At 74.4% G+C, this 14,775-nt stretch carries 13 protein-coding genes; 4 read left to right on the top strand and 9 right to left on the bottom strand.

Annotated elements, in window-relative coordinates; genetic code table 11:
• The gene (locus tag NP075_RS07810; protein ID WP_227565043.1) at positions 1-837 is read right to left on the bottom strand and encodes a thymidylate synthase; all 837 of its coding nucleotides are present in this window, start codon (positions 835-837) and stop codon (positions 1-3) included.
• 35 nt (positions 838-872) lie between these two features.
• On the opposite strand from NP075_RS07810, the gene NP075_RS07805 reads away from it, so the two are divergent.
• From NP075_RS07805 to NP075_RS07790, 4 genes are read left to right on the top strand one after another with little or no spacing between them, the layout of a single operon-like run.
• Positions 873-2,342: an NAD-dependent succinate-semialdehyde dehydrogenase gene (locus tag NP075_RS07805; protein ID WP_227565044.1), complete on the top strand. Its 1,470-nt coding sequence runs from the start codon at positions 873-875 to the stop codon at positions 2,340-2,342.
• 55 nt (positions 2,343-2,397) lie between these two features.
• Entirely contained in the window at positions 2,398-3,093 is a 696-nt protein-coding gene (locus tag NP075_RS07800; protein WP_227565045.1) for an AzlC family ABC transporter permease, read from the top strand.
• Entirely contained in the window at positions 3,090-3,404 is a 315-nt protein-coding gene (locus NP075_RS07795; protein ID WP_227565046.1) for an AzlD domain-containing protein, read from the top strand. Before NP075_RS07800 ends, NP075_RS07795 begins: the two co-directional genes overlap by 4 nt.
• 38 nt (positions 3,405-3,442) lie before the next feature.
• A complete protein-coding gene (locus NP075_RS07790; protein ID WP_227565047.1) occupies positions 3,443-3,994 on the top strand; it encodes a GNAT family N-acetyltransferase in 552 nt (183 codons plus the stop codon).
• Between the two features lie 21 nt (positions 3,995-4,015).
• On the opposite strand, the gene NP075_RS07785 is transcribed toward NP075_RS07790, so the two are convergent.
• From NP075_RS07785 to NP075_RS07750, 8 genes are all read right to left on the bottom strand, one after another.
• Positions 4,016-4,507 (bottom strand): hypothetical protein, encoded by a 492-nt coding sequence (locus NP075_RS07785; protein WP_227565048.1) that lies wholly within the window; start codon positions 4,505-4,507, stop codon positions 4,016-4,018.
• A complete protein-coding gene (gene dapB / locus NP075_RS07780; protein WP_227565049.1) occupies positions 4,504-5,262 on the bottom strand; it encodes a 4-hydroxy-tetrahydrodipicolinate reductase in 759 nt (252 codons plus the stop codon). The genes NP075_RS07785 and dapB overlap by 4 nt, the downstream gene beginning before the upstream one ends.
• Before the next feature lie 50 nt (positions 5,263-5,312).
• Positions 5,313-6,140, bottom strand: coding sequence for a hypothetical protein (locus tag NP075_RS07775; RefSeq protein WP_227565050.1), 828 nt, complete (start codon positions 6,138-6,140; stop codon positions 5,313-5,315).
• 36 nt (positions 6,141-6,176) lie between these two features.
• Positions 6,177-7,502 carry a M16 family metallopeptidase gene (locus NP075_RS07770; RefSeq protein ID WP_256791698.1) on the bottom strand — a complete coding sequence of 442 codons (1,326 nt, stop codon included), beginning with the start codon at positions 7,500-7,502 and terminating at the stop codon, positions 6,177-6,179.
• 1 nt (position 7,503) lies between these two features.
• Positions 7,504-9,735: a polyribonucleotide nucleotidyltransferase gene (locus tag NP075_RS07765; RefSeq protein WP_227565061.1), complete on the bottom strand. Its 2,232-nt coding sequence runs from the start codon at positions 9,733-9,735 to the stop codon at positions 7,504-7,506.
• Between the two features lie 230 nt (positions 9,736-9,965).
• Positions 9,966-10,202 (bottom strand): 30S ribosomal protein S15, encoded by a 237-nt coding sequence (rpsO, locus tag NP075_RS07760; RefSeq protein ID WP_207800514.1) that lies wholly within the window; start codon positions 10,200-10,202, stop codon positions 9,966-9,968.
• A gap of 149 nt (positions 10,203-10,351) precedes the next feature.
• Positions 10,352-11,356, bottom strand: coding sequence for a bifunctional riboflavin kinase/FAD synthetase (locus NP075_RS07755; protein WP_227565063.1), 1,005 nt, complete (start codon positions 11,354-11,356; stop codon positions 10,352-10,354).
• A 122-nt stretch (positions 11,357-11,478) separates the two neighbouring features.
• Positions 11,479-14,775 (bottom strand): glycoside hydrolase family 9 protein, encoded by a 3,297-nt coding sequence (locus tag NP075_RS07750; RefSeq protein ID WP_227565064.1) that lies wholly within the window; start codon positions 14,773-14,775, stop codon positions 11,479-11,481.

Below are 14,775 nucleotides of genomic sequence, written 5' to 3'. Positions count from 1 at the left end.
TCAGACCGCGACGGGCGCGGCGATCGCGGGGTGGTGCCGGTAGCCGTCCACCTCGACGTCGGCCCACGTGTAGTCGAACAGCGACGCGGCGCGGCGCAGGCGCAGCGTCGGGTACGGGTACGCCTCGCGCGTCAGCTGCTCGCGCACCTGCTCGACGTGGTTGTCGTAGACGTGGCAGTCGCCGCCGGTCCACACCAGGTCGCCGACCTCGAGGTCGACCTGCTGGGCGATCATGTGCGTGAGCAGCGCGTACGACGCGATGTTGAACGGCACCCCGAGGAACAGGTCGGCCGAGCGCTGGTACACCTGGCACGACAGCCGCCCGTCGGCGACGTACAGCTGGAAGAACGCGTGGCACGGCACGAGCGCCATGCGGTCGAGCTCGGCGACGTTCCACGCCGAGACGACGTGCCGGCGCGAGTCCGGGTTCGCGCGCAGCTCGGCCAGCAGCCGCTCGAGCTGGTCGACGTGCCCGCCGTCGGGCGTCGGCCACGACCGCCACTGCACGCCGTAGACGGGCCCGAGCTCGCCGTCGGCGTCGGCCCACTCGTCCCAGATGTGCACGTCCTTCGCGACGAGCGAGGCGATGTTCGACTCCCCGCGCAGGAACCAGAACAGCTCCTCGGCGACGCCACGGAAGAACACCCGCTTGGTCGTCACGAGCGGGAACCCGGCGCGCAGGTCGTACCGCAGCTGGTGGCCGAAGACCGAGCGGGTGCCGGTGCCGGTGCGGTCCGCCTTGGGAGTCCCCGTGGTGAGCACGAGCTGCAGCAGGTCCTCGTAGGGCGTCGGGACGTCCGTCGTGCGGGCGGGCGCCCCGTCTGCCGTCTGCGTCATGGCGACATCGTAGGCGGGGGGTGAGGATGGTCGGCATGACCACGACGCTGCCCCCGACCGTCGCCGCGCACCTGCCCACCGGCATGCTGGTCGGGGGCCGGTGGCGACCCGCGCGGTCCGGGGCGACGTTCGACGTGGAGGACCCGGGGACCGCGCGGACGATCTTCGAGGTCGCCGACGGCGACGAGCAGGACGCCCGCGACGCGCTCGACGCCGCCGTCGAGGCGTTCGACCCCTGGCGACGCACGGCCCCGCGCGTGCGCGCCGACCTGCTGCGCGCGGTGTTCGACGCGCTCACCGCGCGCGCCGACGACATCGCGGCGCTCGTCACCGCCGAGGGTGGCAAGCCGCTGGCCGAGTCGCGCGCCGAGGTGGCGTACGCCGCCGAGTACGTCCGCTGGTACGGCGAGCAGGCGGTGCGGGTCGACGGGCTCGCCCGGCGCGCGCCCGCGGGTACGCACCACCAGCTCGTCCTGCGCCGGCCGGTCGGGCCCGCGCTGCTCATCGCTCCGTGGAACTTCCCGATCGCGATGATCGCGCGCAAGGTCGCCCCCGCGCTCGCGGCCGGGTGCACGTGCGTGGTCAAGCCCGCCCAGCTCACGCCCCTGACGACCGCGTACGTGGCCGAGGTCATCCGTGCCGAGCTCGAGGCGCGGGACCTGCCGACGGGCGTCGTCAACGTGGTGCCGTCGTCCTCGGCGCGTCGCATCAGCGAGCCGCTGCTGGCCGACCCCCGCCTGCGCAAGCTGTCGTTCACGGGGTCCACCGAGGTCGGTGCGACGCTGCTGGCGGCCGCGGCGCCGTCGGTCCTGCGCACCTCGATGGAGCTGGGCGGCAACGCGCCGTTCCTCGTGTTCCCCGACGCGGACCTCGACGCCGCGGTCGAGGGCGCCGTGCAGGCCAAGATGCGCAACTCCGGGCAGACGTGCGTGGCCGCCAACCGGTTCCTCGTCCACGGCTCCGTGGCCGAGGAGTTCGCGCGCCGCCTCACGGCCGCCTTCGACGGCCTCGTGGTCGGGCACGGCGCGGACGACGGCGTCACCGTGGGCCCGCTGATCCAGCGGTCCGCGGTGGAGCGGGTGGCCGAGGTGGTCGCGCAGGCCACCGACGGCGGGGCGCGCGTCCGCACCGGGGGGCACGCACCACGACGCGCGGGGTACTTCTACGCGCCCACCGTGCTCACGGAGGTCGACCCGGACGCCCGGGTCGTCACCGAGGAGACGTTCGGGCCGGTGGCGCCGATCGTGACGTTCGATGACGAGGACGAGGCGCTGCGCCTGGCCAACGGGACGCCCTTCGGGCTCGTCGCCTACGCGTACACGCGCGACGTCGGACGCGCGATGCGGCTGGCCGAGGAGCTCGAGGCCGGCATGGTCGGCATCAACCGGGGCATGGTGTCGGACGCGAGCGCACCGTTCGGCGGCGTCAAGACCTCCGGGCTGGGGCGCGAGGGCGGCGAGCTGGGTCTCGAGGAGTACCTGGAGCCCGTGTACGTCGCCCTCTGACGCCCTGCGCAGGCCGGGTGACGGCGGCCCGGTGGTCCTGTGCGACAGTGGCGTCGTGACGCCGCACGACCCCTCGACCGCCGCCCGTCGGCAGGCGGTCTCGGTCTCGTTGGCCACCGGACTGTACGGGGTGTCGTTCGGCGCGCTGTCCGTCGCCGCCGGGCTGTCCCTCCCCCAGACGATGGCGTTGAGCCTGCTGATGTTCTCCGGCGGGTCGCAGTTCGCCTTCATCGGCGTCGTGGGCTCCGGTGGCGCCCTCGGTGCCGCCGTCGCGTCGGCGACCCTCCTCGGCGCACGCAACGGGTTGTACGGCGCGCAGCTCACACCGCTGCTCGACCTGCCGTGGCGCCTGCGCGTGCCCGCGGCACAGCTGACGATCGACGAGTCGACGGCTGTCGCGACGGCCCAGCCGACGCGGTCCGCGGCCCGCACCGGGTTCTGGTGGACGGGCGCGGGCGTCTTCGTGCTGTGGAACCTGTTCACGCTGCTCGGCGCGCTGGCGGGCGACCGCCTGGGCGACCCGCGCGCGTACGGCCTGGACGCGGCCGCCGCGGCCGCGTTCCTGGCGCTCGTGTGGCCGCGGCTCGCCGGCCGGGCGGCCCAGGGCGTCGCCGCCGCGGCCGTCGTCGTCGCGCTCGTCACCACGCCCCTGCTGCCGACGGGCGTGCCGGTGCTGCTCGCGGCGCTGGTGGCGATCGTCGTGGGGCTGGTCACCACGCCCCGCGCGTCCCGTGCCGGGCGGACGCCGTGAGCGCGCTGTGGGGCGCTGTGCTCCTCGCGAGCCTCGCGTGCCTGGCGATCAAGCTCGCGGGTCACGTCCTGCCCGAGCACTGGCTCGCCCAGCCCCGGGTGGCGCGCGTCGCGGCGCTCGTCACCGTCGCCCTGCTCTCCGCCCTGGTCGCCGTGCAGACCGCGACGGCCGGGGACCGCCTCGTCGTCGACGCGCGGCTGCCGGCGCTCGGCGTGGCCGCCGTGGCACTCGCGCTGCGCGCGCCCTTCGTCCTCGTCGTCGTGCTCGCCGCCGCCACGGCCGCCGGGCTGCGCCTGCTGGGCATGCCGTGACGCGGCGCGCCCCGACGGCCCAGGGTTAGGCTCACCGGGTGCTGCCCACCGCTGACGTCTCGGTCCGCCCCGCCGTCCCCGGCGACGAGACGCGCATCGCCCGCATCCAGCTCGCGGCCTGGCGGGCGGCCCACGCCGACGTGCTCGGCGAGGTCGTCCTGGACTCGCTCGACGAGCAGGCGTTCGTCGCCCAGTGGCGCCAGGCCGTCACCACGCCGCCCGGCTCGGGCTACCACGTGCTCGTCGCGTGCGACGGTCCGCGCGTGGTCGGTGTCGCGTCGGTCGCTCCCGTCGCGCCGCCGGACCCGATGCAGGCGCCGGGCGGTGTGGTCCTCGCGCTCGAGGTCGACCCGCCGGACCAGCGCGCGGGGCACGGGTCCCGCCTGCTCGCGGCGGCCGTCGACCTGCTGCGCGCCGACGGCGCCGACCAGGTGCAGACGTGGGTCGTCGACGGGGACGCCGCGCGCGAGCAGTTCCTGTCCGGCGCGGGCCTCGGCCCCGACGGACGCACGCGGCGCCTCGCCACCGGCCCGGGGCCGGACGAGGAGGCGCACGTCGTCACCGAGCGCCGCTGGTACGCGGGGATCTAGACCGGACCTCGCCCGCGGGCCTCAGGGCAGGTCGCCGCTCGCGCCCTTGCCCCGGTGCAGCCGGCTCGCGGTGCGCAGCGCGGCGCGAGCACGCGACCGGTCGCCCGCGGCGTCGTACGCGAACGCCAGCCGGTACCAGCGCCGCCAGTCCCCCGGGTCCGCCTCCACCTGCTCGCGGTGGGGCGCGAACGCCGCACGCGCGGCCGCCCGGTCGATCCGGCCGGACGGCGACCGCGGCAGGTCGTCGACGGGCAGCTCGTCGTCCGCCGCGAGCTCGTCGGCCATGCGCTGGACGTCGAGCGCGAGCAGCCACTCGCGCGCGATGAGCACGAGCACGAGGAGCGGCGCGACCAGCAGCGCCACCCCCAGTGCGATGCCGATCCCGCGGCCGGTCCCGATGAGCTGGACCGCGCGCAGCGCGACGAGCCACACGTAGATCGCGAGGAGGGCGGTGAGCGCGACGGCCGCGACGATCCCCGTGCGGCCGCGCCGGGGCGCCGGGGCGTCGGTCATGCCCCGAGGTCCAGCAGGTCCTCGAGCCCCACGGTCAGGCCGGGGCGGTCCGCGACGCGACGGACGGCGAGGAGCACCCCGGGCATGAAGCTCACGCGGTCGAAGGAGTCGTGCCGGATCGTCAGCATCTCCCCCGGGTTGCCGAGCAGGATCTCCTCGTGCGCCACGAGGCCGCGCAGGCGCACGGCGTGCACGCGCACGCCGTCGACGTCCGCCCCGCGCGCGCCGTCGAGCGACTGCGTCGTCGCGTCGGGCACCGGGCCGAGCCCGGCCGCCGCGCGCGCCCGGGCGATGCCCTGGGCGGTGTGGCGGGCGGTCCCCGACGGTGCGTCGACCTTGTCGGGGTGGTGCAGCTCGACGACCTCCACCGACTCGAACCAGCGCGCCGCCTGCCGCGCGAAGGCCATGGACAGCACCGCGCCGAGCGCGAAGTTCGGTGCCACGACGACGCCGACGCCGGGTGCTCGCGTCAGGTGGTCGCGCACGCGGCCCAGGGACACGTCGTCCCACCCGGTGGTGCCGACCACCGCGTGCACGCCCGCGTCGACGAGCCGGTGCACGTGCTCCTCGGTGACCGAGGGCACCGTGAAGTCCACGGCGACGTGCGCCCCGGCGTCCGTGACGGCCCGCAGGTCGTCGCCCGCGTCCAGCGCGGCGACGAGCTCGACGCCCTCGGCCTCCTGCACGGCGCGCACGGTCGTCGCCCCCATGCGTCCTGACGCGCCCAGCACGGCCACCCTGATCGGTTCGCTCACGGCACGCCACCCTAGTCGCCGCACGACCGGGCACCGGCCGGCCGGTGCGCTCAGGCCGCCGGCGGGCCGATCCGCTGCGCGAGGTGCTCGGCGAGCCGGCGCAACTCGACCGGCGGCAGACCCGTGAACCGCTCGACCTCCCGCGGCGGGTACCCGGCCTCGACGAACCACTCGATCGTCGCGACCGTGGCACCCGCGTCGACCGGCCCGGCGCCCAGCGACTCGCGCACGAACGTGCTGAACCGCACGGCCGAGAGGTACTGGGCGGGCGCCATGCCGAGCAGGTGGGTGCACCACCGGTGCAGCTCCCCCAGGCTCGTTGCGACGTCCCGCGCGACGTCACCTGCCCGCACCAGCCCGCGTCGCTCGTCGACGAACCGGAGCGCGTCCTCGAGGTGGTCGAGGTCGGCCCCCGAGTGCCGGGGCCGGGCGGCGAGCGCCGCCAGCACGACCGCGACGGCCCCCTCGTCGTCACCCGCGGCCAGCAGGTCCCCCGCGCTGGCGGCGACGTCCGCGTCCAGGACCTCGTGGACCGGCAGCCAGGTGTCGGCCGCGGCCCGTCCGTCCCGCAGCCGCGCCGGACCCAGGGGGTGCAGCTGGACCCCGAGCCGGGCGACGGGGCCCGTCTGCCGTGCCACTACCGCGTGCGTCCACGCGCCGCGCAGCCCGTCCGCGTCCGGGGTCGTGCGACCGGTCAAGGGGTCGACGAGCTGCCCGGCGGTGCCACGGACGAGCTGCAGCAGGCCGCGGCCGTCCGGGAGCAGCACCTCGGCGTGCTGCCGTCCGCCGTCGTGCCGGGCGACCCAGGCATGTTCCGCGACGCCGGCCAGCGACGGCGGTACGGGGAACCGACGGTAGGAGTCCACGGCGACGGGCATACCTCATCATGCCGCGCCGCGGCGGCGTGCGGACGCTCAGTCGCCGAAGGGCCCCACGCGCACGACGCTGCGCGGTGCCGCGGCCAGCTCGCCGGCCAGCTCCTGCACCTGCTGCGCCGTGACGGAGCGGATCCGCGCGAGCGACTCGTCGACGTCGAGGAGCTCGCCGTGGACCAGCTCGGCCTTGCCGAGACGGCTCATGCGCGCGCCCGTCTCCTCCATGCCGAGCACGAGCCCGCCGCACAGCTGCCCGATGCTGCGGGCCAGCTCCGGAGCGCCCATCGGCGTGTCGGCCATGCGCTCGAGCTCGACGACCATGAGGGCCGTCACCTCGTCGACCTTCGCGGGCGTGCAGCCGGCGTAGAGCCCGAACAGGCCCGCGTCGGCGTGGCCGCTCGCGAACGCGTACGTCGAGTACGCCAGACCGCGCTTCTCGCGGATCTCCTGGAAGAGGCGCGAGGACATCCCGCCGCCGAGGGCCGCGGTCAGGACCGACAGCACGAAGCGCCGGTCGTCGGTCGCGTTGAGGCAGGTGCCACCGACGATGACGTTCGCCTGCTCGGTGGGCCGCCGGACCGTCAGCTCCGTGCCGGACGGCACCGGGCCCGTGGTGCCCGCGGCGCGCCGACCGGCGGGGGCGGACCCCGGGTCGAGCGCCCAGCCGCCCGCCGTCAGCGCGGCCTCCACCTGCGCGCACAGCGCGTCGTGGTCGACCCCGCCCGCGGCGGTCACGACGAGCGTGTCCGGGCGGTAGTGCTCGCGGTAGTGCTCCCAGACGGCGTCGCGCGGCACCGAGCGGATCGCCTGCGGCGTCCCGCCGATGGGCCGGCCGAGCGGCGTGTCGCCGAAGACCGCGGTGGCGAACTGCTCGTGCGCGACGTCCGAGGGGTCGTCGTCGTTCATCGCGAGCTCTTCGAGGATGACCCCGCGCTCGGTCTCCAGCTCGTCGACGTCGAGGCGCGCGGACGTCACCATGTCCGCGATGACGTCCACGGCCATCGGCACGTCCGTGTCGAGCACGCGCGCGTAGTAGCAGGTGTGCTCCTTGCCGGTGGCGGCGTTCGCCTCGCCGCCGACGGCGTCGAACGCCTCCGCGATGTCCATCGCGGTGCGCCGGGCCGTGCCCTTGAACAGCAGGTGCTCGAGGAAGTGCGTCGAGCCGAAGTGGCCCGACGTCTCGTCCCGCGAGCCGACGCCGACCCACGCCCCGACGGTCGCCGAGCGCAGGCCGGGCATGTGCTCGGACAGGACCCGGACCCCGCCGGGCAGGACGGTGCGCCGCACTGCGGCGCCACCGTCCTGCCCGACGACGAGCTCGGCCCCCGGTGACCCGGGCGCGACGAGCGGGAGGTTCAGCGGCACGTCAGGCGTCGGCCGTCGCCGGCTCGGTGGCCTGCTCGCCCTCGCCCTGCGCCTCGTCGAGCACCGCGTGCAGCGACAGCTTGCCGCGCGGGTCGATCTCGCCGATCTCGACCTGGACCTTCTGGCCGATGGCCAGCACGTCCTCGACGTTCTCGACGCGCTTGCCGCCGACGAGCTTGCGGATCTGCGAGATGTGCAGCAGCCCGTCCTTGCCCGGCGACAGCGAGATGAACGCGCCGAACGTCGTCGTCTTCACCACGGTGCCGACGAAGCGCTCGCCGATCTCGGGCATGTGCGGGTTCGCGATCGCGTTGATCGCGGCCCGCGCGGCCTCCGCCGACGGTCCGTCGGTGGCGCCGATGTAGACCGTGCCGTCGTCCTCGATGGAGATGTCGGCGCCGGTCTCCTCCTGGATCTGGTTGATCATCTTGCCCTTCGGGCCGATGACCTCGCCGATCTTGTCGACCGGCACCTTCACCGCGATGACGCGCGGGGCGAACGGGCTCATCTCGTCCGGGACGTCGATGGCCTCGCCGATGACGTCGAGGATGGCCAGGCGGGCCTCCTTGGCCTGCGTCAGCGCACCCGTGAGCACCGACGCGGGGATGCCGTCGAGCTTGGTGTCGAGCTGGATCGCGGTGACGAACTCCCGCGTGCCGGCGACCTTGAAGTCCATGTCGCCGAACGCGTCCTCGGCACCGAGGATGTCGGTGAGCGCGGCGTAGCGCGTCTCCCCGTCGACCGTGTCGGAGACCAGGCCCATCGCGATGCCCGCGACGGGTGCGCGCAGCGGCACACCCGCGTTGAGCAGCGACAGGGTCGCGGCGCAGACCGAGCCCATCGACGTCGAGCCGTTGGAGCCCAGCGCCTCGGAGACCTGGCGGATCGCGTACGGGAAGTCCTCACGCGACGGCAGCACGGGCAGGATCGCCCGCTCGGCCAGCGCGCCGTGACCGATCTCGCGACGCTTCGGCGAGCCGACGCGACCCGTCTCACCGGTCGAGTACGGCGGGAAGTTGTAGTGGTGCATGTACCGCTTGCGCGTCTCCGGGGAGAGCGAGTCGATCTGCTGCTCCATGCGCAGCATGTTCAGCGTCGTGACGCCGAGGATCTGCGTCTCGCCGCGCTCGAACAGCGCCGAGCCGTGCGTGCGGGGCAGGACCTCGACCTCGGCCGAGAGCGTGCGGATGTCGCGCAGGCCACGGCCGTCGATGCGGAAGCCGTCGGTGAGGATCCGCTGGCGGATGAGCGCCTTCTGGACCGAGCGGTACGCGGCGGAGATCTCCTTCTCGCGGCCCTCGAACTGCTCGACGAGCTCGCCCTGGACCTCGGCCTTGATCTCGTCGAGACGAGCCTCGCGCTGCTGCTTGTCGGCGATCGACAGCGCCTCGGACAGGCGCGCCGTGGCGGCCTGCTCGACGGCGGCGTACGCGTCGGGCTGGTAGTCGGGGAACGTCGGGAAGACCTGGGTCTCCTTGGCGGACGTCGCGGCGAGCTGCTGCTGCGCCTCGACCAGCGCCTTGATGAACGGCTTGGCCGCCTCGAGGCCCTGGGAGACGACCTCCTCGGTCGGCGCGGTGCCGCCGGCGTTGTGGATGAGGTCCCACGCGCCCACGGGGGCGTCGGCCTCGATCATCGCGATCGCGACGTCGTCACCGACGACGCGGCCGGCGACGACGATGTCGAACGTCGAGCGCTCGCGCTCGGAGTAGCGCGGGAACGCGACCCACTGGCCGTCGACGAGCGCGAGGCGCGTCGCCGCGATCGGGCCGGAGAACGGCAGGCCCGACAGCTGGGTGGACATCGACGCGGCGTTGATCGCCAGGACGTCGTAGGAGTCGTCCGGGTTGATGGACAGCACCGTGACGACGACCTGGACCTCGTTGCGCAGGCCCTTGACGAACAGGGGGCGCAGCGGGCGGTCGATCAGGCGGCAGGCCAGGATCGCCTCGGTCGAGGGGCGACCCTCGCGACGGAAGAACGAGCCGGGGATCTTGCCGGCGGCGTACTGCCGCTCCTCGACGTCGACCGTCAGCGGGAAGAAGTCGAACTGCTCACGGGGGTGCTTGCCGGCCGTGGTGGCCGACAGCAGCATCGTGTCGTCGTCGAGGTAGGCGACGGCCGCACCGGCGGCCTGCTTGGCCAGACGGCCGGTCTCGAAGCGGACGGTGCGGGTGCCGAAGCGACCGTTGTCGATCGTGGCCTCGGCGAACTGGATCTCGGGACCCTCCATGGGTGCCCTCCTTGTTCTCGAAGGCGCCGCCCTGCCCCGCGGCGGTCTTCGACCGTGGTACCCGGACACGTGTTCCGGGGGCCACTACCGAGGACCGGACGAGCGGGGTCGGCGCGGTGGTTGTGCTGGTCGTGCTGGTGGTGCGGATGGTGCACGTCAGCCCGGTCGCGAGGACCGGGCCCGACGCAGGACCAGCCCGGACCGACACGGTCCGGGCTGGTGCGGGTCGTTCAGCGACGCAGGCCGAGGCGCTCGATGAGCGCGCGGTAGCGGTTGATGTCGACCTTCTGCAGGTAACCCAGCAGGCGGCGACGACGTCCGACGAGCAGCAGCAGGCCGCGACGGCTGTGGTGGTCGTGCTTGTGCGTCTTGAGGTGCTCGGTGAGGTCCTTGATCCGCTGCGTCAGAACGGCGATCTGCACCTCGGGCGAGCCGGTGTCGCCCTCGTGGGTGGCGTACTCGGTCATGATGGACTGCTTGATGCCAAGGTCGAGCGGCACGGTGCTCCTCAGGTGTCTCGTTGCGCGGTGCGCCGGGGCATGTCCACCCGGGCTCTCTCGGTCCGCGGCCGGTCTTACGGCGTGGACCACCCTACCAGGACGCGCCGACGCTCCCGTCACGCACCGGGCGGCACCGTCGTGCCGAGCTCGCGGCGCACGTCCCGCACGTCCGCCGCCATCTGCACGAGCAGATCGTCCACCGACTCGAACCGCAGCGTCGGACGCAGCCGGTCGACCAACTCGAGGACGACCTCCTCGTCGTACAGCTCGAGGTCCGTGCGGTCGAGGACGTACGCCTCCACGCGCCGCTCCCGCCCCGCGAACGTGGGGTTGGTGCCGATCGACACGGCGGCGGGCAGCACCCTGTCCGCCACGGGCACGGCACTGCCGTCCGCGGAACGCTCGCCCCGGCGCAGCCACCCGGCGTAGACGCCGTCCGCGGGGACCATCCCGGCGGTCGGGCCGAGGTTGGCGGTGGGGTACCCGAGCTCGCGCCCGCGCGCGTCGCCGTGGACCACGACGCCGCGCACCCGGTGCGGCCGGCCCAGCACGTCGGCCGCGGTGCGCACGTCACCGGCGGCGAGCAGCTCGCGCACCCACGTCGAGGACCACCGGCGGTGGGCCGGCGTGTCGTCCGCGGCCTCCCCGGGGCGCACGTCGTCGATGACCTCGACCTCGAACCCGTACCGCTCCCCCAGCTCGCGCATGGTCGACAGGTCACCGGAGTTCTGCCAGCCGAAGCGCACGTCCCGGCCGACCACGACCGTCCGGGCCCGCAGCGCACCCACGAGGTACCGGCGCACGAACTCCTCGGGGCTCTGCCGCGCGAAGTCGAGCGTGTACGTCACGAGCAGGACGGCGTCGAGGCCGGTACCCGCGAGCAGCTCGAGCCGGTCGGCGTCCCCGAGCAGCAGCGGCGGTGCGTCGTCCGGGCGGTGCACCTGGGCCGGGTGGGGCGTGAACGTGACCGCGACGGCGTGGGCGCCGGCGGCGCGCGCGTCGTCGACCATCCGCGTCAGCACCGCCACGTGCCCGCGGTGCACGCCGTCGAAGTTGCCGAGCGTCACGACGGACGGTCCCCACCCCGTCGGCACCTGCGACACGTCGGTCCAGACCTGCACGCCAGCTCCCGTCACCGTCGCCCCGTCCGTCGCGGGGCCCGGCGGACAAGCCTGCCACGCCGGACGCGGGCGCACGCCCACCGCCCGTCCCGGTGCACCCGCACCGGGACGGGCGGGACGGGTCAGCGGCCGAAGCGCGGCGTGAGGTGCGCGCCGTCGGTCGCGGCCGTGCCGCCGGGGTTGGTGAACACCGCGCGGTACTGCGTGCCGTACCCGAGCGGGGTGACCAGCACCCGCAGCGTCGTGCTGCGTGCGAACGGCACCGTGATCCACGGGCCGCCGCCCCAGCGCACCTGCCACCGCACCGTGGGTGCCGGGTGGCCGCTCGCCGCGGCGCTGAACTGCACGAACGTGCCGATCCTCCCCGACGCATCGACGGGGTGCCGGACGACGACCGGGGCCTGCTGCTCCACGAGGAGCCGGGCGACCGCCGTCGTGACCGTGCCGGACGCGTTCGTGAAGACGGCCCGGTACTGGGCCCCCGACGTCCTCGCCGTGGCGACGACCTCGAGCGTCGTGGCGGTGGCGCCGGGCACGTCGCGCCAGCGCGCGCCGTCACGGACCTGCCACTGGACCTGCGGCGCCGGGACCCCGGACGCGGCGGCCGTGAAGGTCGCCGTCGTCCCGAGCGCCACCGTGGTGTCGACGGGCTGCGTGGTGACCTGCGGCGCGGCCGGCGCGACGCCGCCGCTCCTCTGGTCCGCCGCGAACGACGCGACCCACGACAGCGCCGAGTTCCAGTTGATGGTGATCTCGTTCGACGCCCACGAGCTGATCTCGTCGAGGTAGCAGGTGGCCGGCGCGCAGTCGGGCGACAGCGTGGCCTGCATCGTCGGGTCCCAGGTGCCGGTGACCGAGTTCGGACCACCCGCGAGCGAGCCCGGCGGGGGGTGCGGCAGCGACGGGTCGAGCTGTGCCGCGAACCACCGCGAGTGCTGGTTCTGCGAGAACACCGTGCCCCAGCCGGTCACGTAGGACCGGTTGAGCGCGTTGCGACCGAAGAGGTAGTCGAGGCCCTCGAGCGTGCCGCGCAGGTACTTCTCGTCACCGGTGAGGTCGTACGCCGTCGCGACCACCACGAGGATGTTCGTGACCGACGAGTTCGACCCCCAGTCGTAGACGCCGCCCGAGGGCGAGTACACGGAACCCCAGGGCTGCTCCGCCTGCGCGGCCAGGTACCTGTCGGCGCCGGCCACGACCGACGCGCGCACCTCGGCGCGGTCGGGCAGGCCGTTCGGCACGGTCGCCAGCGTCAGACGCCCCAGCGCCGCGGTGCCGCCCCAGTGGAAGCCGCCGGGCCCGAACACGTCGCCCGTGTGGTGGGCGCTGGCCGTGACGTCCGTGGCGTACCGGTCCTCGCCCGTGGTGACGTACAGCTCGGCTGCCGCCCAGTAGAACTCGTCGGTGACGTCGGCGTCGTCGTAGGGGCCACCACCGTCACTGCCCGCGGCGGCGGGTGCGTACACGTCGGGGTGCGCGAGCGCGGCGTCGTACGTGCTGCGTGCGGTCGCCAGCAGGCTCGCCGCGAAGTCGGCGTCGTGGTCCGCGAAGAGCCGGGCGCCCTGCGCCGCGACGGCCGCGACGTTGAGCGTCGCCGCGGTCGAGGGCCGGTGCAGCGAGCGCGGCTGCGGGTCGTCCGCCGGGGCGAGCGGCAGGCCGGTCCACCCCTCGTCGTGGATCTTGTGGTGCACCATGCCGGCGTACTCGCCGGACGGCACGACCATCTTCTGCATCCACTCCAGCTCCCAGCGGGCCTCGTCCAGCACGTCCGGCACGCCGTTGCCGTGCTCGGGCAGGTCGAGCGTGCCGTCGTCGAGGGCGCCGGCGGTGGCGCCGGGAGTGGTCAGCGTGCGCTCGTACGTCGAGAGCAGCTGCGCGACCGCGATGCCGCCGTTCACGACGTACTTGCCGTGGTCGCCCGCGTCGTACCAGCCGCCCGTGACGTCGAGCGTGTAGTCGCAGGTCCAGCCGTCGTAGTAGTCGCGCGGGCCGATGCACGGCACCGCGGTGTCACCCTGGTTGGGCGGGACACCCACGTGGCCGGCCTCCCGCGCGTACTCCTCGCCGACGATCGACGCCTCGATGTCGGTGCCCGAGCGCGCGAGGTAGAAGTAGTTCAGCGCGTCGTACCGCAGCTGGCCGTACAGGTCCTCGGCGATCGCGAACGGGTGGCTCGTCTCGCCGTCGGCGACCAGCGTGAGGCCCGTGCCGGTGGCGGTGACGTCGGAGAAGTCGATGACGTGCACGTCCTGGCCGGACGACGCGTCGGGGCCGACCGGCTGCGACTCGCCGTCGGCCAGCTCCTCGCCGTCGGCGTCCAGGAGCTGCCACGTCACGGCCTCGGTCGCGTCGGTCAGGAGCGTCGCGCGCTTCGGGCCCTCGGGGAGGTACCCCACCTGGTTGACGCGGACGCGCGGGCCGGTGTCCGGCTCGTACGGGGGCGGCGGCGTGGCCGACGTCGTCAAGGAGACCTCCGTGAGGCAGAACGTGTACGCGGCGGCCTTGCCGAGGTGCAGCGCGACCTGGCCGGGCGCGTCACCGTCGGCGGGGAACGTCAGCCCAGCCGTGAAGGGGTAGGACAGCGTGGTCGTCTCGGTCCCCAGGGGTGCGGCCGACTGCTCGAACGCCGTGCGGTACGCACCGCCGCCCTCGCCGACGATGACGCGCACGGGCGTCGCGGGTTCGGTGCGGCCGGTCAGCTCCAGGACGTAGTTGGCGCCCTCCTCGATCGGCAGGCCCGTGAACGACAGGCCGGCGTCCCAGGGGTTGGCGTTGCCGCCGGGCACCTCGACGCACATCTCGCCGTCGGCGAAGACCGGGTCGCTCGTGCCGTACAGCCCCCACGGGCCGAGCGACTCGGCGAACGACGTGTGGGGCAGCAGCTCGCTGTCGCTGGTCAGAGCGACGTCGTCGAGGCAGAAGGTCCACGCCTCGGCGGTGACGCCGCCCAGCTGGAAGGCGATCTGGCCCTCGGGCGACTCGTCGGTCGGCGTCGCCGGGTACGACGCCGTGGCGACGAACGTCTCCTCGACGGCCGTCGGCTCGGCCGTCAGCGCCGGGCTCGTGTCGAGCACCGTGCCGTACGGCGCGCCGTTCTGGCCGACGAGCGCACGGATCGTGACGTCGGTCGAGGCGCTCGCCGTGTAGGCGAACGTGTAGGTCGCCCCCTCCTCGACGGCGACGCCGTTGAGGACGACCCCGACGCCGTACTGCGCCGAGCCGGCCGGCACGTCGACGCACAACGCTCCGCTGCTGGTGTCGATGTCGCCGTCCGTGCCGTACGCGATCCACGCGCCGGGTCCGTCGTCGAAGCCGTCGTCGACCGCGGCGGCGGGCAGCAGCCCGACGGCCGCGAGCACGCCCACGCTGGTGATGGCTGTCGCGGCGCTCAGTGCGCGGCGGGTCCTTCGAGAAACCAC

This window comes from Cellulomonas wangsupingiae, assembly GCF_024508275.1.
GTDB lineage: Bacteria > Actinomycetota > Actinomycetes > Actinomycetales > Cellulomonadaceae > Cellulomonas > Cellulomonas wangsupingiae.
Note: the sequence above shows the minus strand (reverse complement) of the source record. Positions and strands in the feature narration are given on the sequence as shown.

What these genes read in the sequence shown, in the direction of transcription:
- NP075_RS07785 (WP_227565048.1), bottom strand. Translation starts at nt 4,507, where the DNA reads ATGACCGACGCCCCGGCGCCCCGGCGCGGCCGCACGGGGATCGTCGCG.
- NP075_RS07775 (WP_227565050.1), bottom strand. Translation starts at nt 6,140, where the DNA reads ATGCCCGTCGCCGTGGACTCCTACCGTCGGTTCCCCGTACCGCCGTCG.
- NP075_RS07805 (WP_227565044.1), top strand. Translation starts at nt 873, where the DNA reads ATGACCACGACGCTGCCCCCGACCGTCGCCGCGCACCTGCCCACCGGC.
- rpsO (WP_207800514.1), bottom strand. Translation starts at nt 10,202, where the DNA reads ATGACCGAGTACGCCACCCACGAGGGCGACACCGGCTCGCCCGAGGTG.
- NP075_RS07765 (WP_227565061.1), bottom strand. Translation starts at nt 9,735, where the DNA reads ATGGAGGGTCCCGAGATCCAGTTCGCCGAGGCCACGATCGACAACGGT.
- NP075_RS07810 (WP_227565043.1), bottom strand. Translation starts at nt 837, where the DNA reads ATGACGCAGACGGCAGACGGGGCGCCCGCCCGCACGACGGACGTCCCG.